The 25,437-nt window shown below is 73.2% G+C and carries 13 protein-coding genes; 5 read left to right on the top strand and 8 right to left on the bottom strand.

From position 1 onward, the window contains the following. Together ACIRL2_RS33720 and ACIRL2_RS33715 are read right to left on the bottom strand one after the other, a co-directional pair. Window positions 1-3,101: condensation domain-containing protein (locus ACIRL2_RS33720; protein WP_402237223.1), on the bottom strand; the 3,101-nt coding region annotated here is incomplete at its 3' end. Next, window positions 3,098-10,834 (bottom strand): amino acid adenylation domain-containing protein, encoded by a 7,737-nt coding sequence (locus tag ACIRL2_RS33715; protein WP_402237220.1) that lies wholly within the window; start codon window positions 10,832-10,834, stop codon window positions 3,098-3,100. The genes ACIRL2_RS33715 and ACIRL2_RS33720, both read right to left, overlap by 4 nt. A gap of 183 nt (window positions 10,835-11,017) precedes the next feature. Here ACIRL2_RS33715 and ACIRL2_RS33710 point away from each other — a divergent pair, with 183 nt between their 5' ends. The 3 genes from ACIRL2_RS33710 to ACIRL2_RS33700 all read left to right on the top strand — a co-directional run bounded on the left by ACIRL2_RS33710 (window position 11,018) and on the right by ACIRL2_RS33700 (window position 17,257). After that, window positions 11,018-14,548 (top strand): amino acid adenylation domain-containing protein, encoded by a 3,531-nt coding sequence (locus tag ACIRL2_RS33710; RefSeq protein WP_402237217.1) that lies wholly within the window; start codon window positions 11,018-11,020, stop codon window positions 14,546-14,548. A 101-nt stretch (window positions 14,549-14,649) separates the two neighbouring features. Further along, window positions 14,650-16,317, top strand: a complete 1,668-nt coding sequence (locus tag ACIRL2_RS33705; protein ID WP_402237216.1) for a (2,3-dihydroxybenzoyl)adenylate synthase — start codon at window positions 14,650-14,652, stop codon at window positions 16,315-16,317. Between the two features lie 190 nt (window positions 16,318-16,507). After that, window positions 16,508-17,257, top strand: a complete 750-nt coding sequence (locus tag ACIRL2_RS33700; RefSeq protein WP_331771841.1) for a hypothetical protein — start codon at window positions 16,508-16,510, stop codon at window positions 17,255-17,257. Between the two features lie 22 nt (window positions 17,258-17,279). Here ACIRL2_RS33700 and ACIRL2_RS33695 read toward each other — a convergent pair whose 3' ends face one another. Beyond that, window positions 17,280-17,660 carry a winged helix-turn-helix transcriptional regulator gene (locus tag ACIRL2_RS33695; RefSeq protein ID WP_395865286.1) on the bottom strand — a complete coding sequence of 127 codons (381 nt, stop codon included), beginning with the start codon at window positions 17,658-17,660 and terminating at the stop codon, window positions 17,280-17,282. Window positions 17,661-17,970: 310 nt separating this feature from the next. Continuing rightward, window positions 17,971-18,237 carry a hypothetical protein gene (locus ACIRL2_RS33690; protein WP_395864994.1) on the bottom strand — a complete coding sequence of 89 codons (267 nt, stop codon included), beginning with the start codon at window positions 18,235-18,237 and terminating at the stop codon, window positions 17,971-17,973. A 154-nt stretch (window positions 18,238-18,391) separates the two neighbouring features. On the opposite strand from ACIRL2_RS33690, the gene ACIRL2_RS33685 reads away from it, so the two are divergent. Next, window positions 18,392-19,261: an amidohydrolase family protein gene (locus ACIRL2_RS33685; RefSeq protein WP_395864996.1), complete on the top strand. Its 870-nt coding sequence runs from the start codon at window positions 18,392-18,394 to the stop codon at window positions 19,259-19,261. Beyond that, window positions 19,261-20,229 carry a helix-turn-helix domain-containing protein gene (locus ACIRL2_RS33680; protein ID WP_402237212.1) on the top strand — a complete coding sequence of 323 codons (969 nt, stop codon included), beginning with the start codon at window positions 19,261-19,263 and terminating at the stop codon, window positions 20,227-20,229. Before ACIRL2_RS33685 ends, ACIRL2_RS33680 begins: the two co-directional genes overlap by 1 nt. A gap of 62 nt (window positions 20,230-20,291) precedes the next feature. Here the strand turns inward: ACIRL2_RS33680 and ACIRL2_RS33675 are convergent, their stop codons facing one another. From ACIRL2_RS33675 to ACIRL2_RS33660, 4 genes are all read right to left on the bottom strand, one after another. Continuing rightward, window positions 20,292-21,080 carry an SDR family NAD(P)-dependent oxidoreductase gene (locus ACIRL2_RS33675; RefSeq protein ID WP_395865000.1) on the bottom strand — a complete coding sequence of 263 codons (789 nt, stop codon included), beginning with the start codon at window positions 21,078-21,080 and terminating at the stop codon, window positions 20,292-20,294. Between the two features lie 109 nt (window positions 21,081-21,189). After that, window positions 21,190-21,729 (bottom strand): hypothetical protein, encoded by a 540-nt coding sequence (locus ACIRL2_RS33670; RefSeq protein ID WP_395865002.1) that lies wholly within the window; start codon window positions 21,727-21,729, stop codon window positions 21,190-21,192. Window positions 21,730-21,760: 31 nt separating this feature from the next. After that, a complete protein-coding gene (locus ACIRL2_RS33665; RefSeq protein ID WP_402237209.1) occupies window positions 21,761-22,846 on the bottom strand; it encodes a hypothetical protein in 1,086 nt (361 codons plus the stop codon). A gap of 453 nt (window positions 22,847-23,299) precedes the next feature. Next, window positions 23,300-25,393, bottom strand: a complete 2,094-nt coding sequence (locus tag ACIRL2_RS33660; RefSeq protein WP_395865006.1) for a SpoIIE family protein phosphatase — start codon at window positions 25,391-25,393, stop codon at window positions 23,300-23,302. Window positions 25,394-25,437: the final 44 nt, after the last annotated feature.

The raw sequence follows: 25,437 nt of genomic DNA, 5'->3' as shown, positions 1-25,437 counted from the left end.
ACATACGCCGGATGCTCCAACCGCGCCCCATCCGAACGCACGAAGTCCGAACGCTCCACATCCGACAGATCCGCCCCCGACAACCCCGCCAACTCTGCCCGCACCGAAGGATCGTCGAGATCGACGGCGTCGGGGGTATCCGGGCCGGGGCCGCTGGTGAGGACACAGACGGGCGCGGTGTCGGCGAGCATCCACGCGGTGCGTTCGGCGGGCACGTCGCGTTCGATGGGCAGGTAGGCGGCACCGGTCTTGAGCACCGCGAACAACGCCGCCACCATGTCGGCGGTCCGCGGCAGCGCCAGACCCACCACCCGCTCCGGACCCGCGCCCCGCACCCGCAACAACCGCGCGATCCGATTCGACCGCTCGTTCAACTCCCGATACGACCACACCAACGGCGCCGCACCATCCGGATCCTGCACCACCGCAACCGCATCCGGAACCAACCCCGCACGCTCCTCCAACAAATCCGCCACCGTCACCTCCGGCACCGGATGCGAAGTCGCGTTCCACTCGGCCACGACGCGTCGGCGTTCGGCCGCTTCCAGGATGTCGACGCGGGCACACGCGCGGGTGGGGTGACTCGCGAAGGCTTCGAGGATGCGCAGGTAGCGCTCGGTCAGAAGCTCCACGTCGGCGCGATCGAAGGCGTCGTCGTGGTACATCGCGCGCAGGCGGGTGACCTCGCCGGGGGTGATCACCACGGACACCGGGTAGTGGGTGGCGTCGCGCACCGCGTGGCCGAGGACGCGCAGTCCTCCCTCGGGGCCGAACCCGCGGTTCCTGTCCGGCAACGGGAGGTTCTGGAAGACAAAGAAGGTATCGAACAGCGGGCCGGCGCCCACCATCGCCTGGAGTTCGCTCAAGCCCAGGTAGGGGTGGTCGTGCAGGTCGGCCTTGTCGTCCTGGGTGCGCCGCCACAGCTGTGCGATCGGCTCGTGCGGCGCGACGCGGACCCGTACCGGGACGGTGTTGAACAACACGCCGACGGTGGTGTCGATGCCGTCGACGTCGGGGTGGCGTCCCGACACCAACGCGCCGAACACCGTGTCGTCGCGTCCGGTGAGTCGGCCCAGCAGCAGCCCCCAGGCGCTTTCGTACAGCGTGCCCACGGTGACGCCCGCCTCGCGGGCGCGGGCCGCCAGGCGGGCGGCGAGCGCGGCGGGCACCTCGCGGTGGATCTCGCCGGCCGAGGCCGGCGTGGCGTCGTCGCCGGGCGGGCGCGGGCCGGCCAGGAGCGTGGGTTCGGCGACGTCGCCCAGGTAGGCGTACCACGCGTCGCGGGCCGCGTCCCGATCGCGGGTGCCCAGCCAACGCAGGAAGACCCGGAAGGGCGTGGTGGCCCGCGCGCTCTCGGCCTCGGCGTCGGTGTAGAACTCCAGGAGCGAGGTCAGCGCGAGGCCGCCGGACCAACCGTCGAGCAGCGCGACCTGGGACGTGAGCAGGAGTCGGTGGCCGGTGTCGGAGGTACGGGCCAGGGCGAAGCGGATCAGCGGGGGCCGGGCCGCGTCGAACGGGATCTCCCGTTGGTGGTCGGCGAACGCCTCGAAGGCGGCGTCGACATCGGCCCCGCGGTCGGTCAGGTCGGCGTAGGCGAACGGCACGGTGAACCGCTCGGGGATCACCTGGACGGGGCCGTCCTCGGTGCTCACGAAGCCCGCGCGCAGATTCGGGTACTTCTCCAGGACCCACCGCGCCGCGCCCGCGAGGCGATCGGCGTCCACGGGGCCGTCGAGGAACAGGACGGCCTGCTGTACGTAGATGTCGCGGGCCGCGCCGTCGAGCATCAGGTGGAAGAGCAGACCCTCCTGCAGCGGCGACAGCGGCAGCACCTCGGCCACGCCCAGGCCGCCGATCGCAGAGTCGAGGGCGGCGTCACGGGCGGCGAGGGCACCGGCCTGCGCGTCGTCCTCGCGTCCGGCCCGGGCCGCGTCGAGCAGGGCGGGTTCCAGTGCCGCCCGCCAAGTCCGGAGCAGTGCCGCGACGTCGAGTTCGGGCAGCGCCTTCGGATCGGCGACAACCCGCAGCGCGACCCGTCGCCCGGCCCCGGCGGGCGAGTGGTCCACCCACAGGTCCAGGCGCAGCGGATAGCGCGAGACGGCGTACCCGTCGCTCTCGCGATCGTAGGCGAGCAGTTCCTCGTCGCCGAGGTCGGTATGGCCGTAGGCCACCAGCACGCCTGCCTCGGGCGCGTCCGCGAGGGCACCCGCGGTCTGCTCGCCGAGGTAGAGCGCCAGGCCGAAGTCGGCGGCGGCGCGCGGGTTCGCGGGCAGCGCGTCGGTGTCGGGCGAGCCGGGTTCCAGCAGGGCGGGGAAGACGCGTCGCAGGTCGCCTACGGTGCGGGCGAAGCGTCCGTCGTGGCGGTCCCGGTCGTCCTCCACGACGTCCACGAACAGCGGCCCGGGGGCGAAGCGGGCCAGGATCCGCGCCGCGGTCGAGGCGACGATCGTGCGCAGCGGCGTCCGCGTGCTCAAGGGGTCGGTGTCGAAGGGGAGTTCGAGCATGGTCGCGGCGCCGGTGGGCGGCGTGTCCCAGGCCCCGGGCTCGCTCCCGGGCCACGGCGCGGGCGCGTCCAGGTCGTCCACCCGGTCGATCAGGGTGAACCAGTCGGTGGCCCGGTCGACCAGCTCCGGGTCGTCGGCCTCGCGGGCGACGGCGGCGGCGTAGTCGGCGGTCGGCGCGGGCTCGGGTCCGATCGGTTCGCCGCGCAGTCCCGAGCGCAGTTCGCCGGCGAGGATGCGCCACGAGGTCCCGTCGACGACGGCTCCGGGCAGGGCGAGGACCAGCAGCCCGGGCAGTTCGGGGCCACGATCCACCCACGCGGTCGCGGGCGTACCGTCCACCCGTGCCACCCGGGCGGTCGAGCGCCGGGCGTCCGTGTCGACCGTGAAGGTGCCGCACCACGCCGTCGGGCCGCCGGTACTCAGGTCCCGGTGTCGGGCCAGGACCGCCACCGCGCGGATGTGCGCGGCGTCGGGTGCGAGTTCGCGCGGGGCGACCATCGCGCGCACCGTCGGCGGCGCGTTCTCGAACGCCTCGCGGCTCCACAGTGCCGCCGGGGTGTGGGCCGGGTGGTCGTTCGAAGGGTTGAGGTCGCTCACGTCGTCCGCCCGGTGTCCGTGTTCGGTGTGGTCGTCTCGTGGTCGGTGGTCGTGCCGGCTCCCGGGATGCGCGCGGTCGTCCGCTCGACCCACGTCGCCAGCAGGCGGCGTGCGTCCTCGGCGTCGACGGTGGGCCCGGCATGCAGGGTGAGCCGGCACCGCGTGCCGTCCTCGCCCGTCGAGACGGCGATCGCCGCGTCCAGGGGCCAGCGCGTACTGACCGCCGAGGGCAGGTCGTCGGCCCAGCCGTGGGCAGGCGCGTCGCGCAGGACGATCTGCGCGCGGGCAACCCGGCCCAGGACCCGGGCCCCGGATCGGCTCGCATAGCGCACTCGGGTGTATCCGGCGCCGCGCAGGTCGGCGGCGTGCACGTCCGGCAACGCCCCTTCCCGGTCGAAGGCGAGCGGGTAGGCGTAGGCGAACGACCCGACCGGCGCCACCGTTTCGCCGGATCGGTGCGGGTCCACCACCCGGTCGATCAGCAATCTCTCCGGTTCGGGGCTACGCGTGCGCAGCGCGCTCAGGAACGCCTCGCCGGCGGCGGCCCGAACGGCCTCGATGGAACCGGCATCGGGGGTGGTGACCACGATGGTGCTCAGGAACAGGGAGCGGCCGTAACCCGTGCCTCGTACGGCGGGCGCGGGCGTCACGTCGCGCAACTCCTCTGCCCAGGCGACCGGATCCGCGTCGATGCGATCGGCGTCCGCCGGCGAAGCGTCCGCCGGCGTCGCGTGCGCACGCGCGGCGACCAGGGGGAGGGCATCCGCCGCCGCACTGTCGGCTCGCGCGGCGACCTCCGGCCCCGCGTCGGGCTCGGCAGCCGATGTCGACGGCGGATCCGCCCGTACGTCGGCGGCCAGTTCGTCCGCGATCCGTTCGACCGCCGCCGCGTCCAGCACCAGGGCGTGCGCGGCCACGAACAGGCGCCCCGGCGTCAGCGTCACCGCCAGCGTCGGCCCTTCGACCACGTCCAACGCGGCCACCGTCCGCGCGAGCTGCTCGGCCACGTCTTCCCGCGTACCGGCGACGACAGCCACTCTCGGGTTCGCCTCGGCCGTCGACGTGGTGCGCCACAACCGCTTGCCGACCGTCTCGATCCGCAGCCGCAACACCGGGTATCGACGAGCGAGTCCGGCAACGGCCGTCTCCAGTAGCCCTGTTCGCCCGGAAGCGACGGCCCGCACCGCGCACACATGGTGGCCGTTCGGCCCGGTCCCGCCGTCCCGGAAAACGTGGGCCAGCGGCGGGTCGGCGAGCACGAGCGGTGCGGGGGGCGCCGTCGGGACCTCGTCGCGGCGGGCGACCCGGGCGAGCGCGCGTACGCTCTGGTGCCGGAAGACGTCCCGAACGGTGAACCGCAGTCCGACGGCACGGGCCTTGGTCGCCACCAGCGTGGCCCCGATGCTGTCCCCGCCCAGTGCGAAGAACCCGTCCCGCACGCCGACGCGGTCCACCCGTAGCACCTCGGCGAAGATTCGGGCCAGTTCGGCCTGCGCGGGATCGCTCGGCGCGCCGTCCGCGGTCGGCGCGGCGACGGCCGGATCCGGCAGCGCGGCCCGGTCGAGTTTGCCGTTGGCCAGCAGCGGCAGCACGGGCAGGACCACGATCGCGGCCGGGACCAGGTGTTCGGGCAGGTGATCGGCCAACTCGCCGCGCAGCGCCTCGGGGTCCACGGACGCGGAGGCGCTCGCGACCACGTACGCCACCAGCAGCGGCGCACCGGTCGGCCCGGGCCGGGCGGTGACCACGGCGGCCGTCAGCTCCGCCCGCCCGGTCAGCAGCGCCTCGATCTCGCCCAGTTCCACCCGCACGCCGCGCAGTTTGACCTGATGGTCGGTCCGGCCGAGATACACCAGGGCGCCGTCGGCGCGCCGGCGCACCAGGTCCCCGGTGCGATACATCCGGGTGCCGGGCGGGCCGTAGGGGTCGGCCACGAAGCGTTCGGCGGTCGGACCGGGACGGTGCAGGTATCCGTCGGCGAGTTGGGCCCCGGTCAGGTACAGCTCGCCCGGCAGCCCGATCGGGGTGGGTCGCAGTCGGGCGTCCAACACCAGGGCGCCGGTGTTCCACACCGGTCGTCCGATCGGCACGACGTCCTCGACGACGGTGCCGGCGGGATTCCACGCGGTCGCGGTGATCGTGGCCTCGGTGGGCCCGTACGTGTTGTGCGGCATCAGCCCGAGCACTCGGGCGCTGCGGCGGACGGTGGCCGGTGGCAGCGCCTCGCCGCCACACAGGAGCAAACGCAACGCCCGTTCGGCCGGTGGCGTCGGGCTCGGGCCGGTCGCGGCTTCGACGACGTCGAGGAGGGCGTCCAGCACGGGCGGCACGAAGTGCGCGACGGTGACCGCACGGGTGTCGATCAGTGCGGCCAGGTGGGCGGGATCACGGTGGCCGTCGGGATCGGCCAGGACGACGGCCGCGCCCTGGCACAGCGGCCAGAACAGCTCCCACAACGACACGTCGAACCCGACGGGCGCCTTGTGCAGGACGCGGTCGGCGGGGGTGAGCGCGTACTCGGCCTGCACCCAGGCCAGTTGGTGGGCGAGGGCGCCGTGTGAGACCAGCACGCCTTTGGGGCGGCCGGTGGATCCGGAGGTGTACAGCACGTACGCGGGGTGCGCGGCCCGCGGCGGTGCCGGCAGTTCAGCCGAGGCCGCGGCCTCGGTCGGGTCGTCGGTGGTCACGATGACCGGCACGCCCCAGGGCCGCCGCGCGTGCGCGGCGTCGGTGAACACGAACGCCGGCCGGGCGTCGGCGATCGTCTGCGCCAGGCGTGCGGGCGGCTCCCCGGGATCCAGCGGCACATACGCCGCACCGCTCGCGAGCACCGCCAGGAGCGCGACCACCAGGTCGGCCGAGCGGGGCAGTGCAATCGCGACCAGGGTGCCGGGCCCGGCCCCCCGGTCGATCAGCCGTCGCGCGTTCGCCCGCACACGATCCGCCAGTTCGGCGTACCCGGTGGCCGTGCCGGCCGCGTCGATCAGGGCGGGGGCGTCCGGGGTGCGGCGGGCCTGGGCGGTGAAGCGCTCCACCACGGTCGTCGTGGGCACCTCGTGCGCGGTGGCGTTGACCTCGTGCACGAGCAGCCGGCGTTCGGCGTCGGTGAGCAGGTCCAGGCCGCTCAGGCGCGCGTGCGGGTCGGCGAGCACGCGGGAGAGCAGCCGGTGCAGCCGGTCCAGCAGCGTGACGACGCCGCTGTGCTCGAACAGGTCGCACGCGTAGCCGGCTTGCACCCGGATGCCGTCGGTGGCGGTCTCCACGAAGCGCAGGTCCAGGTCGAACATCGCCGCGCCCGTATTCGGCGCGAAGGGCTCGGCGTGCGTGCCGGGCAGCGCCAGTTCGATCTCCTCGGCGCGGTGGTGGGTGACGGTGGCCTGGATCAGCGGGTGCCGGGAGAGCGTACGGGTGGGCCGCAGCCGCTCCACCACCCAGTCGAAGGGCACGTCGGCGTGCGCGAAGGCGGCCAGGTCGGCGGTCCTGGTGCGTTCGAGGAGCTCGGCGAAGGTCGGGTCGCCGTCGACTCGGGTGCGCAGCACGACGGTGTTGACGAAATAGCCCACCACACGGTCGAGATCCTCGTCGGTGCGGCCCGCGACGGGGGCGCCCAGGAGGATGTCCTCGCCCGCGCCGAGGTGGTGCAGTACGGCCACCACGGCCGCGTGCAGGGTGGTGAACACGCTGGTGCCGGCGTCCTGTGCGACGTCGCGCAGGGTGTCGACGAGGTCGGCGGGCAGGGTGTGTTCGACGCTCGCACCACGATGGTTCCGCTCCGCGGGCCGGGAGCGTTCGGCGGGTAGCGCCAGTTCCTCCGGTGCGTCGCGCAAGGTCTGCGTCCAGTAGTCGAGTTGGCGCCTGGTCAGATCGGTGGGCGTGTTCCGCGCGCCCAGGATCGCGCGTTGCCACGCCGCGTACGAGCCGTGCCCGACGGCCGGTTCGGGACACGCCTGCGGCTTGGATCCGGTGGTGTGCGCGGTGTAGGCGGTGGTCAGGTCGGCCAGCAGCGGCCCGAACGACCAGCGGTCGGCCGCGCTGTGGTGCAGCACCAGGACCAGGACGCACTCCCCGTCGGCGGGTCCGACGAACACCGCGGCCCGCACCGGCAGGTCGGCGCCGATGTCGAAGGGGCGGGCGACCAGGGCCGCCACCTCGGCGGCGAGCCGCTCCGCCGGCCACGTGTGGGCCGCCACGACGGCGCAGTGCAACCGCGAGTGCGCGGCGGCGGGGGCGAGTACCTCGCGTACGGGTGTGCCGTCGGTACCGGGCACCAGGAGCGTGCGCAGGCTCTCGTGACGCCGGACCACGTCGCGCAGCGCCGCACGGATCGCCTCCGGGTCGACCCGCCCGCGCAGGCGCACCCCCAGCGGCAGGTTGTAGGCCGCGGACGGTCCGCGCACCTGTTCCTCGAACCACAGACCGACCTGCGCGAACGACGCGGGTGCCGGGTCGGGTACGGCGATCTCGCGGACGCGCGGGCGCACCGGCTCGGCGGTGTCCAGCAGTCGGGCGAGCGCGGCGGGTGTGGGCGCGTGGAAGACGTCGGGCACGGCGAGTTCGACCGCGAAGGCGCCGCGCAGCCGGTTCGCCAGCCGTGCCGCGAGCAACGAGTGCCCGCCCAGCGCGAAGAAGTCGTCGTCCGGCCCGACCTGGTCCGGTGCCAGGTCGAGGAACTCGGCGAAGATCGCGCACAGGGCGCGCTCGCGGTCGTCGGCCGGTGCCCGCGTCGGCGCGGTGCTCGCCCGCGGGGCGGGCAGCGCGGCCCGGTCGAGCTTGCCGTTGGGGTTGAGCGGGAACGCGTCCAGGACGACGTACGCGTCGGGCAGCAACGGCGCGGGCAGGGTGTGGGCGAGCCCGGCCCGTACCGCGTCGACGTCGATCGAGGTGCCCCGGGTGGGCACGAGATAGGCGCACAGCGCGCTCCCGGACCGGATCGGCACCACCACCGCGCGGGCGATGCCCCGGTGTCCCAGGAGTCGGGCCTCGATCTCGCCGGGTTCGATCCGCACACCGCGGATCTTGATCTGGTGGTCCGCCCGGCCCAGGAATTCCAGTTCGCCGTTCGATCGCCGCCGGACCAGGTCGCCGGTGCGGTACAGCCGGCTCCCCGGCGGCCCGTACGGGTCCGCGACGAATCGCTCCGCCGTCGCGGCGGGGCGGCCGAGATAGCCGCGGGCGAGGCCGTCGCCGGCGAGGTGGAGCTCGCCGGGTACGCCGATGGGCACCGGGCGCAGCGCCTCGTCCAGCACGTGGGCGCGGGTGCGCGAGATCGGCCGCCCGATCGGCACGGTCGCGGACGCGGCGGCGGGCGGGCGGTGGACGTGCGCGAGGCTGTCGCCGGCGGCCTCGGAGCAGCCGTACAGGTTGACCACGCGGGCGTCGGGCCAACGTGCGGTAACGGCGTCGGCCAGGGCGGCGGGCAGGGCCTCGCCGGAGCAGATCCACGTGTGCACGCCGGCGAGGGACCCCGGCGGCGCGGTGTCGAGGAGCGTCTCCAACAGGCTGGGCACGACGGTGAGTACGCCGGCGCCGTGGCCGTCGGCGAGTTCGGTCAGGCGCAGCGGGTCCCGGGCGGTGGCGTCGTCGGCCAGGACCAGGGTGTCGCCGGCGACGAGGGCGCCCAGGATCTCGGTGCTGCCGTCGATGAAGGCGAGGGCGCTCTTGGCCACGCGAACGCTCGTGCCGGGCGCGGCGGTGAGGGCGGAGCGGCCCCAGCGCAGCCGGTTGCCCAGGGCGCGTTGGGTGCCGACGACGGCCTTGGGGCGGCCGGTGGAGCCGGAGGTGAAGACGACGTAGGCGGGCGCCTGCGGGTGGATCCGCGGGCGGTCCGCACCGGGTGTCGCGGCGCCGGTGGGTGCGGCGGGGAGGTCGTCGACGCGCAGCACGGGCGCCGCGTCGGCGGGCGGGGTGTAGCCGGCGTCGCACACCAGCAGGTCGGGTGCGGCGTCGGCGAGCATCGCGGCGACGCGCGCGGGCGGGTGGGTGCGGTCGAGCGGCAGGTAGGCGGCGCCGATCCGCAGGGTGGCGAGCAGGGTCGCGATCAGGTCGGCGGTGCGTGACAGGGCCAGGGCGACGACGGGTTCGCCACCGCCGCCGTTCGCGCGCAGGGCCTCGGTGAGGGCGGCGGCGATCCGGTCGGCGCGCGCGTCCAGGTCGGCGTAGGTCCAGGTGGTGTCGCCGGCGCGGACGGCGACGGCCCGCGGTCGTTCCCGGATGCATGCGTCCACGAGCGCGGCGACGCCGCCGGCGGGGAAGTCCTCGTCTTCGTCGCGGGGTTGCTCGACGATCTCGTCCGCGGGGGTCGCCTCGAGCAGCGCGAGCGGCGCGTCGGGCTCGGCCAGCGCGGCCGTCAGCAGGGTCTCGAGGTGGGCGAGCAGGCGTTCGATGGTGTCGGGTTCGAACAGCGGCGTGCGGTAGGTGGCCTCCACCAGCAGGTCCTCGTCCCGGAGGAAGCCCTCCAGGGCGAGGTCGAACTGGGTGGTGCCGTTGTGCACGTGCCGCCAGGAGGTCTCCAGGCCGGGCAGGTCGAGTTCGCCCAACTCCTGGGTGAGCAGCCCGAACATCACGTCGAACAGCGGCGGCCGACCCGGACGGCGCGGCGGGCGGACCTCGTCCAGGACTCGGTCGAAGGGGATGTCCTGGTGCTCGAACGCGTCGGCGCACACCGCGCCCAGCCGTACGGCGGCCCGGCGGAACGTCGATTCGCGCGTGTCGTCGGCGAGATCGGCGCGCACCACGACGGTGTTGCCGAAGTTGCCGATCAACTCGGCGGCGTGCGCGTTCGCCCGGTCCATCACCAACGTGCCGATCGGCAGGTCGTCGGCGCCGGTGTAGCGCCGGAGCACCGCCGCGAACGCGGTGAGCACGACGGTGAACGGGGTGACGCCCGCCTGTGCGGCGAACGCGCGGATGCGGGCCGGCAGTTGCGGGTCCAGGCGACGCACGATCCGGCCGCCGCGCTCGTCCGGTGGGGGCCTTCTGGGGCCGTCGGCCGGCAGCTCGGGCGGGTTCGGCGGCGGGGTCAGCCGTTCGCGCCAGAACTTCGTGCCCGCGTCGTCGAGCGGCCGGGCGTGCGCCCATGCGGCGATGTCGGCGTACTGTACGCGCGGCACGTCGGCGGTGAACGCCGACTCCGCTTCGTGGGCGCGCCGGTAGAACGCCGCTAGGTCGCGCGCGAGCACGCCCCACGTGCCGCCGTCCCAGGCGATGTGGTGCACGACCTGGACCAGTGTGTGGTCCTCGGGCCCGAAGGCGAGGAGTTCGTGGCGCACGGAGCGCTCACGCGCGAGGTCGAAGGGGCGAGAGGCCAGACGGAGCGCGACCCGATCGGCCTCGGCCTCCCTCGACTCGGCCGGGATGTGGGCGAAGTCACTTATAGGCAAGGCGACTTCAGGTATCGCGGTGACCACCTGGTGCGGCAGGCCGGTGGGGTCCGCGTGGTAGGTGGTGCGCAGGACCTCATGCGCGCGCAGGAGTTCGCGCGTGGCCACGCGCAGCGCGGCCACGTCGAGCGGGCCGCGGATCCGAATCAGCAGGCAACCGTTGTACGACGTGCTTTCGGGGTAGGCCTGCTGGTGCAGCCACAGGCTGTGCTGTACCGCGGACAGCGGCGTGGGCGCACTCCGGTCGCGCGGTTCGATGGCGTCGGCGGGGGTGTCCGGTTGCATACCCGCTTCGGCCAGCAGCCGCCGGATCAGCTCGCGGCGACGGTCGGCGGCCTGGTTCGCACTCGTCAAGGCGTGGCCCCTTCGGCGCCGGTCCGAGGAGCGGCGAACTGTCTTGATCGATCGAAAAGCCTTGCCCGACTTAGGTTTGCCTAGCCTATATTTGTGACGCTCGGGGTGGGTGTCAAGGACGTCTCGGATGGACACCGTCGCACTCGCGTCCCGCGGACACATTCGTGATCGAAGGAGAACAGCGTGCGGCTGACCGTCGAGGACGTACGGCGCGACGTGGCGGAAATGCTGGGCGTGGCACCGGAATCCCTGAGCGACGGGGACGACCTGATCGCGCACGGACTCGACTCGCTGCGCCTGATGCGCCTGGCCGGCGGATGGCGCCGGGCCGGCGCCCGGGTCACCTTCGCGGACCTGGCCACCGCACCCACCGTCGGGGCGTGGGTCGCGCTGCTGGCGGGCGGCGAGCCGGCGGCGGCCGAGCCGGATCCGCTACCGACGGTCGAGCCGGCGGCGGAACCCGGCACCGGGCCCGGGTCGTTCCCGCTCGCACTCATGCAACACGCCTATTGGATCGGTCGTTCCGAGGGACAGACCCTGGGCGGTGTCGCGGCGCACCTGTACACCGAGTTCGACACCGAACCCGGCGCCGCCGTGGACCCGGCCCGGCTGGAGGCCGCCGCGCGCGCCCTGGTCGCCCGACACCCCATGCTGCGCGTGCGGATCACCGACGACGGTCGTCAGGAGATCCGCCCCACCGTGCCCGGCGACGTGCTGCGGGTGCTGGACCTGCGCGACGCGGACGCCGCGACCGCCGCCGAGCACCTGGACCGCGTCCGCGACGAATGTTCGCACCAGATGCTCGACATCGAAGCCGGCCGGGTCTTCGACCTGCGGGTGAGCCTGCTGCCCGACGGCCGCAGCCGATTGCACCTGGACGTGGACATGGTGGCCGCGGACGCGCTCAGCTACCGGGTGTTGCTGGCCGATCTGGCCCACCTGTACGCGCACCCCGAGCGGGTGCCCGCCGAACTCGGCTACGACTACCGCGATTACCTCGCCGCCCGTCCCCCGCTGCGGCGCGCCGCGGCCGAACGCGCCGCCGCCTACTGGCACGAGCGCATCCCCGACCTGCCCGGCGCGCCCGATCTCCCGCTGCGCGCCCCGCTTCCGGCCGACCTGACCCGAGTGACCCGGCGTCACCTGTGGCTGACCACCGAGGAGCACGGGCACTGGTCCGCCCGCGCGCACGCGCACGGGATCACCCCCGCGATGGCCTTCGCGACCGCGTTCGCCGCCGTCCTGGCCGGTTGGAGCGCCGGCCCCAGGTTCCTGCTGAACGTGCCGCTGTTCGACCGCGAGGACCTGCACCCGGACGTACCGCGCCTGGTCGGCGACTTCACCGGATCGGTGCTCCTGGACGTCGACATGTCCGAGCCGCGCTCGTTCCTGGACCACACCCGCGCGCTCCAGTCCCGCATGCACCGCGACGCGGCGCACGCCGACCACTCGGGCCTGCACGTACTGCGCGACCTGGCCCGCGCTCGGGGCGAACAGGTGCTCGCCCCGATCGTGTACACCAGCGCACTGGGCCTGGGCGAACTCTTCGACGCCGACGTTCGCCGACTGTTCGGCGAACCGTCGTGGATCGTCTCGCAGGGGCCGCAGGTGCTGCTCGACGCCCAGATCACCGAGGTGCGCGGTGGACTGCTGATCAACTGGGACGTGCGCGAGGACGCCTTCCCGGACGGTGTCGTGGACGCGATGTTCGCCGCCTATCGGGAGTTGGTCACCCGCCTGGGCACGGCCGAGGCCGACTGGCGGGAGCCGATGCCGGACCTGCTGCCCGCCGCGCAGCGGGCCGTCCTCGATCGGGTGAACACCACCGACGCCCCCCGGTCGCGGCACAGCCTGCACGAGGGATTCTTCGCGCACGCCGCGGCACGACCGCACGCGCCGGCCCTGCTGTGGGGCCCCTCGGACGCCGACGGCGGCACCTTGTCGTACGGCGAACTCGCCGAGCGCGCACTGCGCGTGGCCGCCGCCCTGCGCACGCGGGGCGTCGCGCCCGGCGAGAGCGTGGCGGTCACCCTGCCCAAGGGGCCGGAGCAGATCGTGGCGGCGCTGGGCATCCTCGCCGCCGGCGCGGCCTACGTTCCGATCGGCGTCGAGCAGCCGGCCGCGCGCCGCGAACGCATCCACCGCACCGCGGGCATCCGGCTGGTCCTGGACACCGACGGCGCCGGCGGTGCCTCGCCCCTCGCGCCCGCGCTCGCCCTCGCCGAGGCCGCCGCACTCCCCGCGCCCACCGCCGAGCCGCCGGTTCGCGTCGACGAGGAGAGCATCGCCTACGTGCTCTTCACCTCCGGCTCCACCGGTGAGCCCAAGGGTGTCGAAGTCCCGCACCGCGCCGCGATGAACACGATCGACGACCTCGTCGAGCGCTTCGCGCTCGGACCCGACGATCGCGCGTTGGGCCTGTCCGCTCTCGACTTCGACCTGTCGGTGTTCGACGTGTTCGGCCTGCTGTCGGCCGGCGGCGCGGTGGTCCTGCCCGCCGACGAGGACCGACGCGAGGCCGGCCGCTGGGTGGACCTGGTCCGCGAACGGCAGGTCACCGTGGTCAACTGCGTACCGGCACTGCTCGACATGCTGCTCACCGCGGGCGCGGGACCGACGTCGGCGGGCCTGGGCGACACACTTCGGGTGGTGCTGCTCGGCGGCGACTGGGTCACCGTCGATCTTCCCGGGCGGCTGCACGCGCAGGTGCCGCAATGCCGTTTCGTCGCGCTCGGCGGCACGACCGAGACGGCCATCCACTCCACCGTCCACGAGGTGCCGGCCGGCAGCGAACTACCGGCCCAGTGGCGGGCGATCCCGTACGGCACGCCGCTGCGCAACGTGCGCTGCCGGGTCGTGGACGCGGTGGGCCGGGATTGCCCGGACTGGGTGCCGGGCGAACTGTGGATCGGCGGCGACGGTGTCGCGGCCGGATATCGCGGCGATCCCGAGCGCACCGCGGACCGCTTCGTCGAGGTGGCCGGGCTACGCTGGTACCGCACCGGCGACCTGGCCAGGCGATTGCCCGACGGCGCTTTGGAGTTCCTGGGCCGCGCCGATCACCAGGTCAAACTGCGCGGGTTCCGGATCGAGCCGGGCGAGATCGAGGCCGCGTTGGCCGGCGTTCCCGGGGTGCGCCGCGCGGTGGCGGGCGTGCACGAGGGTGCCCTGGTCGCGGCGGTCGCCGCCGGGTCCGACGTAGGTGTGGAGCAACTCCGGGACGCGGCGGCGAAGTCGCTGCCGGCGCACATGATCCCCGAGCACATCGTGCGGGTCGACGAACTGCCGTTGACCGCCAACGGGAAGATCGATCGCCGCGGGTTGGCCCCGCTGTGGGGACGCCGACCGGCGGGCCCACCGCCGGAGCCGCCGCGCACCGACCTCGAACGCCTGATCGCGTCGGTTTGGCAGGAGGCACTGCCCGCCGGCGAGCGCGAACTCGGGCGCGACGACGACTTCTTCGCGCTGGGTGGGGACTCGATCCTGGCCACGGCGATCGTGGGCCGCCTGCGTGAGGTCCTCGGTGCCGGGGCGGTCACCGTCCGCCTGGTCTTCGCCGCCCGCACGGTCGCGTCCCTGGCCACGCGCCTGCGGGCGCAGGAGACGACGCCCGGTCGACTGGAGCGGATCGCCGGGATCCACGTGCGGGTCGCGGCGCTGTCGGACGAGGCGGTCGACGCCGCGCTCGCGGCGCAGCCCCCCACGACGCCGTGACCGGTGCCCCGGGCGACCGCCCCGAGGCGGTCCCCCACCCGCGCGACCACCACCCCTCGACCCCCTCGATCCCGTCGATTCCCTCGATCCCGGAGCCCTCGATGCATGCCGAGAACACCATGTCCCTGCCTGGTTGCGTGCCGTGGCCGGACGAGTTCGCGCGGCGCTACCGCGCGGCCGGGTACTGGCGCGGCGACACGCTGGGCGCCCTCTCCCGCTCGTGGGCCAAGGCGTGGCCCGAACGCACCGCCCTCGTGGACGCCGCGGGCCGCGTCACCTACGCCGAGTTGCACCACCGGGCCGAACGCACGGCGGCCGGGTTCGCCGAACTGGGTGTGACCGCGGGCGACCGGGTGGTGGTGCACCTGCCCAACTCCGCCGACTTCGCCGTCGTCCTGCTGGCCCTGGCCCGGCTGGGGGCCGTACCCGCGCTGTGCCTGCCGGCGCATCGCGCGCACGAGATCGGCCACCTCGCCGCCCTGTCCGAGGCCGTCGCGTACGTCATACCCGATGTGTACGCGGGCTTCGACCACCGCACCCTGGCCCGGGAGATCCGCGACCGGGTCCCCTCCCTGCGGCACGTGATCGTCGCGGGCGAGCCGGACGGCCCCGATCAGACGAGGCTGGCCGACATCGACGCCGAACCGGGCGAACTCCCCGGCCCGGCACCTGCCGACGTCGCCGTTTTGCTCGTCTCCGGCGGAACCACCGGTCTGCCCAAGCTCATTCCGCGCACCCACGACGACTACGCGTACAACGCCCGGGCGAGCGCCGAGGTGTGCGGCCTGACCGCCGACGACGTCTACCTGGTCGCGTTGCCGGCGGCGCACAACTTCCCGCTCGCGTGCCCGGGCATCCTCGGCGTTCTTGGCGTCGGCGGCACCGTCGTGTTCGCCGCGGACCCCAGCCCCGACACGGTCTTCCCGCTGATCGAACGCGAACGCGTCACCGTCACCGCCGTCGTGCCGCCGTTGGCCGACCTGTGGTCGCAGATGTGGGAGTGGGAGCCGGGCGACCGCTCGTCGCTGCGGCTGATCCAGGTCGGCGGCGCGCGGCTGAACGCGGACCTGGCCCGCACCCTGGGCCGGAGCCTGGACTGCACGGTGCAACAGGTCTTCGGGATGGCCGAGGGCCTGCTCAACTACACCCGCCTCGACGACGGTCCGGACCTGGTCGCCGAGACCCAGGGCCGGCCGCTGAGCCCGGACGACGAGGTGCTGGTCGTCGACGACGAGGGACGACCGGTCGCCGAGGGCGAGATCGGCGAGTTGCTCGTGCGCGGCCCGTACACGATTCGCGGCTACTACCGGGCCGAGGACCACAACGCCGGCGCGTTCACCCCACAGGGCCACTACCGCAGCGGCGACCTGGTCCGCCGCCTCGCCGGGGGATACCTCGTGGTCGAGGGCCGCGTCAAGGAAGTGGTCAATCGCGGCGGCGAGGGCGTTCCGGCCGGCGAGTTGGAAGAGCACCTGGCCACCCACCCCGGCGTGCGGCACGCGGCGGTGATCCCGCTCCCCGACCCGGTCCTGGGCGAACGCGTGTGTGCGGTGATCGTCCCCGCCGACCCCGCCGCTCCCCCGACCCTGCCCGACCTCAAATCCTTCCTCACCGCCCGCGGTCTCGCCGCCTACAAGTCCCCCGACGTCCTGCACTTCGTGCCCGCGCTCCCGCGCACGGCCATCGGCAAGACCGACAAACGAGCACTGGCTCACGACGTGACCCCCACCCCCGACGCCCCGGAGAAGCCCCACCCCCACCCGCACTGACCTCCCCACCCGGACCCGCCCCGGGCCGGCCCGACGCGCGATCGGGCCGGGCCGGGGCGATCCGGGTGTCCGAATTCCGCACACCAACTGCCGATTGGCGCGGATCGTTCGCTCAGTCGCCGGGTGGCCGAGATCATGAGCCTGGGCCCGGTCGCACGGATCGGTCCGTGTACTTGGAGGGACCCAGCGCGTGTACCAGAACCACTTTCGCTACTCCGGCGCCCGCCTGCTGCTCACGCCCTTCCTTCACCCGGTGTCCGAGGGCATCCCGGTCGACCCCGAGAAGCGGGCCGAGGCCCTGCAACCGCCGCTACGCGTGTTGTGGGACCGGTCCGAACGCGGTGGCCTGACCGTGTTCGAGGCCGCCGCGCAGATCCGGGCCGTCGGGAAGGCACTGGCGACCGGCGGCACGGCCGAGGACCAGGTGCCCGACGATCTCCAGGAACTCGCCCGGCGCTCCGGCGCGGGCGGCCGACCCGAGGTGTTCCTGGACGTCGCCGAATACGTCGACAGTTGGACGGTCGGTCTCAGCGCCCGACTGGCCGGACAGATACCCACCGCGTGGGAACTGCGGCAGCGGTTCGGGCGCCTGGCGGACATGCTCGAACTGTACTTCGGCCAGGATGGGATCGCCCTGGAGGAGGAGACCCTGTCCGATGCCGAAGGCATCGCCCTGTATGTCGAGCACACCCACCAACAAGGGCTGTGCCATTGGTACTTGCCGATGGTCGTCGCCGAATGCGCGGAGGCACTGGCGCTGTTCCCGGACGACGGCGCGCTGTACCGCTTCTTCCGGATCGAACGCGGTCTGGGTTCGGGATCGCACGAGTCCTGGACCGCGTGGCTGAACCTGATCTCGGACATCCTGACGAACCACCTGCGCCAGGTGCACGGGCCCGTCACCTGGACCGGCGGCAGCAATCCCAACGGAGGAAGCTGAGCCTCGACGGGTGCCTCACCCCTCAGGCCTCGAAGCGGTCCCGGGACGCCTCGATGTGACCGAGGTGTCGCTGGGTCCAGTCACACATGCCGTCGACCGTCTTCCGCAGGTCCCGGCCCGGCCCGGTGAGGGTGTACTCCACGCGCGGCGGCACGGTCGCATACACGCACCGCTCGACCAGGCCGTTGCGCTCCAGCATGCGCAGGTTCTGGGTGAGCATCTTGTGGCTGATGCCCTCGACCTCGTTGCGCAGCTCGCTGAAGCGCAGCGTTCGGTCGTCGAGTGCGCCGGTGATCAGGAGCGCCCACTTGTTGGCGATGTCCGAGAAGATCTCCCGCGCCAGGGAGTCCGCGCGCCTCAGGTCCGCGTCCTCGGTCGAGCCCTTGAACTGCTTGGTCACCATCAGGGTCCCCAGTCGCCGAAAATCGCGTTCTCCCAGGTCGGCACTCACTTTCCTACAGTTCTCGAGTAACCACAAGAGAGCACGTGGGCGTCCTGCCGAGCCCGGACGGTCTGCCGAGGATGGACGCGTACCGTCGGGTGTCGATCGCAACCGGGTCGAGGCCGTCGCCGTCCTCGACCGAACGTGAGCCGCCGCCGGCGGGCACCGACTCCCGGGAGGCGTCGAACTCCCCCGCATGGCCCTGCCCACGCCGGTCCGCCGACCCGCGCCGACCACAACTCCGGGCGCCGAAAGAGCATTCGCCCTCGCGTCACTCGGCCGCGTCGGCCGCGAACGCCGGGTAGGCGATCTCGATGAGCCAGTCCTCGCGGGAGAGCTTGTTCAGGTGCTGTTCGGCCATTCGGCGGGTGATGTGCTCGGGCACCAGGCAGGTGGGGCACGCCGTGGGCCCGGCCGTGATCGTCAGCGTGACGTTGTCGGCGCCGCGGCGGCTCACCTCGAGGCGGAAGTCGTCGGCGGCGAGCACCACCGACAACGGCGCGAGCGCACGGGTGATCTCCTCGGCGGATGGCGACATCGTGCTCTCCTTCTCGGGCATTTCACTGTCGTGGAAGCCGGCCCACCCTAACCTCGTTCGAAAAAGCTATCAATGTCGTTCGAATATTCGACCCCATCATGCCTGTAAGCAGTGCCACGTTGCCCGCGGCCCACCCGGCTCCTAGCATTCGACTATGCGACCCGCCGATCCGACTATTCGGAAACCCGTCGTGGTCGACGCCCACGTGCACGCGGCGTCGGCGGACCGCGATCGCTACCCCCTCGCGCCCTCCGGCGTCGGCAGCACCTGGTTCCACGCGGACGACGTCGGTACGCGGGACCTGTCGACCGGGATGCGCGCGGGCGGGGTCGACCGCGCGGTGATCGTGCAGGCGGTGGGCGCGTACGGGTACGACTGCTCGTACGCGATCGACGCGGTGCGCGCCGACCCGGATCGCTTCGCCCTGGTCGGCGCGGTGGACATGGACTGCGCCCACCCCGTCGACGCGCTCGCGGCCCTCGCCCGCGACGCCGGTGAACTCCTGCGCGGCGTGCGGGCCTTCGGCGTGCACGGGCACCGGCCGCGCTGGCTGGAGGACGGGCGCGCGGACGAGGTGTGGGCACTGGCGGACGAGACGGGACTGACGATGGTCCCGGTGCTGTTCCCCGAGGCCCTTCCCCGGCTGGGCGCGGTGGTCGCCGCGCACCCCGACGTCCCGGTCGCGCTGGACCACTGCGGGTTCGCCGACCTGTCGGGCGGTGCGCCGTTCGCCTCCGCCGCCCCGCTGTTCGAACTCGCCGTTCTCCCGGCGGTGCGGGTCAAGGTGTCCACGCACGTGCTGAGACACGCGGCGGCCGAGGGTGATCCGGCCGATGTGGTGGACAAGCTCGCGGCCACCTTCGGCGCGGACCGGGTCATGTGGGGGTCGGACCACCCGCAGACCGTCGGCTCGACCTACCCGGAGATGGCCGCGCTGGGCCGGCACGCCGCACGCCGCCTCTCCCCCGCGGATCGAGCCGGCTTTCTCGGCCACACCGCACTCGACCTCTGGTGGAAAGCCTGATGACCCCTGTTCGGCCCTCCCCCTCGCTCGCGCATCCCGCCGCCGAACCCGGCGACCGGTCCGCCTCCCCGCCCACCGACCGGGTGATCGCCGTACTCGATCTGCTCTCGGCCCACCCGGGCCGCGAGTTCACCCTCACCGAGATCATCCGGCACAGCGGGATCAGCAAGGCGACCTGCCACGCGGTGGTACGCCGCCTGGCCGACGCGCACTACCTGCTGCACACGCCGACCGGGTACAGCCTGGGTCCGGCGCTGATCGCGGTCGGCCACGCGGCCGAGCGCTCCTTCCCGGCCGCCCGCGCCGCGCAGCACCATCTGGTGTCGTTGGCCGAGGAGTTCGGCGTGCCCTGTACCGCCGCGGTGCACGACGCCGAGACGATCACGGTGGTGGACGCGGCGGGGCCCGGGTCTGCGGGTGACGCCTCCGGGATCGGCCTGCGCATTCCGTTGGTGCCGCCGTACGGCGCGGTCCAGATCGCCTGGTCGGGCGAGGAGGCGATCCGCGCGTGGCTCGACCGGGCACCGCGCGCCGACGACGAGTTCCGGGGCCGGTTGATCGGCGTACTGGAGACCATCCGCCGTCGCGGCTACGACGTGCACCGCGAGAGCCAGGCGTCGATGCGCCTGCGCGATGCGCTGTACGGGCTGATGCGCGAGGACCTCTCCGCGGCCCAGCAGGATGCCGTCGCCCTGCTGTACACCGAGCTCAGCCACATCGATTCGTTGCCGGAGCGCCTGGACGACCGCGTCCGCTACGACGTGAACAGCATCTCCGCCCCGGCGTTCGACGCCCACGGACGCACCTCGGTGGTGCTGTCCCTGCTGATGGCCAAACCACTGCGAGGCACGGAGATCACCCGCGCCGGCAAGCGCCTGCTGGCCGCCGCCGCGGAGGTCACCGAGTCCACCGGCGGCCGCGCGCCCGAGAGCGGCGACGATCACCGGCGCGCCCGCGGATCGAAGTAGCGGCGCCGGCGGCTGCTCGGGTGGGCCCACCCCCCAGCGATCGTCGACGCGCAAGCGGCGGGTCAGTCCACGGTGAGTTCGGGGCGGTTGCGGGAGAGGAACGCGCCCTTGTCGGAGAGCACGAACTGGCCGGTGGTGTGGGCTGCGAAGTCGGAGACCAGCAGCAGTACGAGCCGGGCCATGTCCTGCGGATCGGACAGGCCGCCGAGCGGGATCGAGGTCTCCAGCGCGCGGCGGTACTCCGGGCTCAGCGCCGCTTCGACGTCGCGGGTCAACGTGGTGCCGGGCGCGACGGCGTTGACCCGGATGCCGAGCGGCGCCAGCTCGATCGCCAGGGTCCCGGTCAGGTGGTTGACCGCGGCCTTCGCCGCCGCGTACAGCGCGGTGAGCGGCGCCGGGCGGGTGGTCTCGCCCGAGCTGACGTTGACGATCACACCGCCGCGGCCGAGCACGCGGGCCTGGGCCTGGCAGGAGTACGCGGTGGCGAGCAGGTTCCCGGCGACCACGTCGCGCATCGCCTGCGGGGTCCAGTCCAGGAAGGGCACCGCCGGATGACCCGCCATCATGCCCACGTTGTTGACCGCGATGTGCAGGCCGCCGAGTTCGTCCGCGGCGGCCCGTACGGTGCGCTCGACGTCGTCCGGGATCGTCATGTCGCCGACCGGCGCGATCGCCCGGCGCCCGGTCGCGCGCACCAGCGCCGCGGTCTCCGCCGCGCCGTCGGCGTCGATGTCCACGACCGCGACGTCCGCGCCGGCACTCGCCAGCATGACCGCGACGGCCCGCCCGATCCCGGCCCCGGCACCGGTGATCAGGGCCGCACGGCCTGTCAGGTCGATCTCTACAGCCATCGGTTCCCCCTCCTGCGTGCCGTCCCGTGCACCGTGCGGAGCCGAGCACAGGGCTGCGCGCGAAGCCGCGCGCACGGCTGTGCGGGAGACCCGGCGTATGCGGGGCCGTTCACGAAGCGGTGGGCGTGGTCGTGGCCAGGAACAGCGCGTCGTCGACGGCTTCGGCGGCCATCGCGTCGAGTTCGGCGTCGGTCGAACCGCCCAGCGGGCCACGCACGGTGAGCACCCGCGCCTGTGGCAGTCCGTACAGCGAGCACACCTGGCGGGCGATCTCGGTGAAGCCCGCCGTGGCCAGGAGCAGGGTGGGGACGCCCAGTTGCTCCAGTTCGACGGTGTCGTGGCTGCTCCAGGACGTGCACGAGCCGCAGTCCGCGGAACCGGTGATCACCACGTCGGCGCACTCGAGGATGCGTTGCATCACCTCCGGTTCGGCGGGCAGCGCGGCACTGACCTTGGCAATCTCCAACGTGACGGTGGCGCCGGTGCGTTCGGCCAGCAGGCGGGCGATGCCGCCTTGGATGTGGCCGGCGTGCGGTTTGAGGTTGTCCAGGACCGCGATGCGCTTGCCGGTGAGGACGTCCAGGCCGGGTGCGAGCCGCTTGGCGGGTTCGCCGACGTGGCCGGTGGGGTCGATGATCGTGACGCTCATGGATGCGGCTCCGTGGGAAAGGCTCGGATGATCAGGCCAGCGGGACGGTGACGCTGCGGGTCAGACCCCAACTGGGCACGACCAGCGAGTGTTTGCCCGGGCCGCCGGCCACCAGGACGCGGATGTTGTCCGGGCTCTCGGTCATCGGCTGGAGGTCGTCGTCGCCGAGCGCGCGCATCCACGGACGCCACAGCGCGGCGGTGAAGTGTGCGCGGAAGTCGCCCGCGGGGCGGCGGGCCTTCTCGAACAGGTAGGCCTGCACGTCCTGGCGGGCCCAGCCCGCCGCCGCGAGCGTCGCGGCGTGTTCGGGGCCGACCACGACGAAGTACTCGGCACTGGAGACGACCGCGTTGTTCGTGCCGAACGTCGCCATGACACTGGCGGCCTTGTCCAGAATCGGCGCGGGGTTGTTCCGGGTCTCCATGTCGTGCACGTTGTGCGGGTTCTCCATGCCCGCGACGGTCACCGCGCTCGGCACGTCCAGGCCGAGCGAGCGCGGGTAGGTCGGCCACGGACTGGCCTCGGCGTTCTCCGCGAGGCAGAAGGTGTACTTGGACGGCTGGCCCTGGGTCGCCGCGTCGCCCAGACCCTCGTCGCCGACGCCCTTGGCGGTGCCGCCGCCGATGTGCATGAGCGCCAGGCGCACCGCACGGCCGAGGGTGGCGTTGGCGCGGTTGCCCGGGCCGAGGGTGCCGGTGCCGGCGTTGAAGCCGCAGCGGCGCACCGCTTCCCCGTGCACGACGACCATCACCGACACCGGGTGTGTGGTCGAGTTGACGCCACGCAGGTTGAACTCGGGCGCGCACATTCCCCGCACCGCGGCGACGAGCAGCGGCAGCGACCGTGGCGGGCATCCGGCCATCACCGCGTTCGCGGCCAGCACCCGCGCGGTCGCCTCGCCCAGGCGCGGCGGCAGGACGCCGATCACCTCGTCGGGGTCGCCGTCGTAGCCGGCCAGCATCGCGTCGACGCGTCCCGGGGTCGGCGCGACGATCGGAAGTCCGTCGCCCCATCCGCGTTCGGCGAGCAGCGCGTACAGGGACTCGGGGCTCTCGTCGGCCAGTGGGATCACCGCGGGAGCCGTGTCGCGGTCGGACGTTTCGGCGTCTGCTGCCATCGGATTCCTTCGTCGTGTGGCGAGGTCGCGGGCTCGACCCGGGCCCGGTCGCAGTGGCTCGGGGCGACACTCCCGCACAGGCGACGCGCACCCCGGGTGGCCACCGGCCGACCACCGCCGAAGGTAGGCGGACGACCCGTCACACACAAGAGAATCGTTCGAAAATCCGATGTGATCGTCCCAACTCTCGAACGGCGGGCGTCGACGGCGACGCACGGCGTCCGACTACGGGGCCGGGACAGGCCGGTCGCGTGGCACCCCGCGGGATCGGGAACGACGTGTATCCGGCCGCCGCCACGACGGTCGGCGCGATCTCGTCACCCTCGTCACCCTCGTCACTCTCGTCGACCGCGCGCCGCCGCCGCACCGAACCGCTCACGCCGGATGTCGACCCACGTACGCTGTCGGCCGCGCACCCGCGACCCGTCGACGACTCGGCAACGGACGACCCGTTCAGTCGAAGTCCCAGGCCTCCTCGATCGGCGCGGTTCCCTGCTCCGCCCAGATCGTCTTTCCGGACCGCTCGTAGCGGCTCCCCCACCTGCGGGTGAGTTGGGCCACCAGGAACAGACCGCGGCCGCCCTCGTCGGTGCTGTGCGCGCGGCGCAGGCGCGGTTGGGTGTTGCTGGGGTCGGAGACCTCGCAGATCAACACATCCCGGCTGCGGATCAACCGCAGTGTGATGGGGCCGCTTTCGCCGTAGCGGATCGCGTTGGTGACCAGTTCGCTGACGACCAGTTCGGTGGTGAACGCGAGGTGTTCCAGCCCCCAGGCCGCGAGTTGCCCGGTCGTCAGGTCGCGGGCCCGTGCCACATGCGCCGGATCGACGGGCAACTCCCAGACCACGCAATCCTCGTCGGGCAGCGGGCGGACCCGGGCCAGCAACAGGGTGGTGTCGTCGTCGCACGAGCCGACCACCGCCGGGTCGAGCAGGTCGCGCCCGATCTTCGCCAGATCCTGCCGCGGGGCGTCGGTGTGTTCGAGACGATCGAGGAGGCGCCGCATGCCCGCGCCGAGATCGTGGTCGGGCCCGCTGACCAGGCCGTCGCTGTACAGGATCAGTACGCTGCCCGGCGCCAATTCGATCTCGGCGATCTCGAACGGCATGCCGCCGACCCCCAGCGGCGGACCGGCCTCCAGTTCCACGAAGTGGGCACGTCCGTCGGGGGCGAGGACCACCGGCGGCGGATGCCCGGCGGACGCCATCCGGCAGCGGCCGGTCACGGGGTCGTACTCCGCGTACAGGCACGTTGCGCCGGACACCGCCTCGGCACCATGGGACCGGTTCGGGAACCGCTGGACCAGGTCGTCCACGTGTGTCAGCAGCTCGTCCGGCGGCAGGTCCATGTCGGCGAGCGCCTGGACGGCGGTACGCAGGCGCCCCATCGTCGCGCTGGCCTGCAGGCCGTGCCCGGTCACGTCACCGACGACGAAGGCCAGGCGCAGCGAGGACAACGGGATCGTGTCGTACCAGTCGCCCCCGATCCCGGCCGAGGAGGACGTGGGCAGGTAGGCCGCGAAGGTCTCGGCGGCCGGTTCGTCGCTGCCCTCCTCGGGCAGGAGGCTGCGTTGCAGGGCCAGCGCGACGTTGTGCTCCCGGGTGAAGCGGCGCGCGTTGTCCACGCTCAGCGCGGCACGCGAGGCGATCTCCTCGACCAGGCGGGCATCGTTCTCGTCGAACGGATCCGGGCGCTCGGTGCGCCACAGTTGCACGCTGCCGAGCGAGTGGCCGCGCGCGAACAGCGGTACGGCCAGCAGACTGTGCGCGTTCGCGGGCACCGAGGAGTCGCCCGGCAGCGGCTCGAGTCGCGGGATCAGCAGGGTGGCCCCGCCCTCCATGGCCCGAACCGAGGGGATGTCCGGCGGTACGGGCAGCCGTTCGCCGACCTGGACCAGTTCCCCGGGCCACGCGTCACCCACGAAGGCCACTCCGGCCCGGAGCTCGGGTGTGTAGCCGGTCGTCGGGTCGACCGCGGGCTCTTCGCCGGCGACGACCGCCTCGGCGAGGTGCACGGCGGCGAGGTCCGCCAGTCGTGGCACCACCAGGTCCGCGAGCTGCTGGGCCGTTTGGGCGACATCCAGCGAGTCGCCGATGGTCTGGGCGGCCTCGCGGACCACCTCGAAGCGGGATTCGGAGCGCACCAGGTCGGTCATGTCGTTCACGGTGACGAGCAGGCCGAGGGTCGAGCCCGGCGCGCGCTCGATGCGCAGGATGCCGATGGTGAGGTGCAGCAGGTTCCCGCCCGCGGCACGTGCGGCGACCAACTGCCACCTGCGCAGGAGCGGCCCCGCCGGGGACAGCGCCCGCCCGAGCACAGGCACCAGGTATGCGAGGCCGAGGGCGGCGAAGACGGCGGCCATGTCGTCCCCGGGACCCATCGGGATCTGCGGAAAGCGCTCGGCGGTGGCGTTGGTGGCGACGACCCGCAGATCCGGATCCACCGCCGCGAGGAGCATCGCGCCCTGATCGAAGACGGCGTGCGCCAGCGGGCTCGCCCAGTCCGCGGGCAGCTCGAAGGGAAGCGCGCTGTGACCGTCTTCCGTCACCCGTCGATCCTTCCGGACTCCGAGGTCGATTTGCCCAGTATCAC

The organism is Embleya sp. NPDC127516 (assembly GCF_044765325.1).
In the GTDB taxonomy this organism is placed as follows: domain Bacteria; phylum Actinomycetota; class Actinomycetes; order Streptomycetales; family Streptomycetaceae; genus Embleya.
The sequence above is the reverse complement of the archived record's forward strand: the minus strand, read 5'-3'. Positions and strand labels throughout refer to the sequence as shown.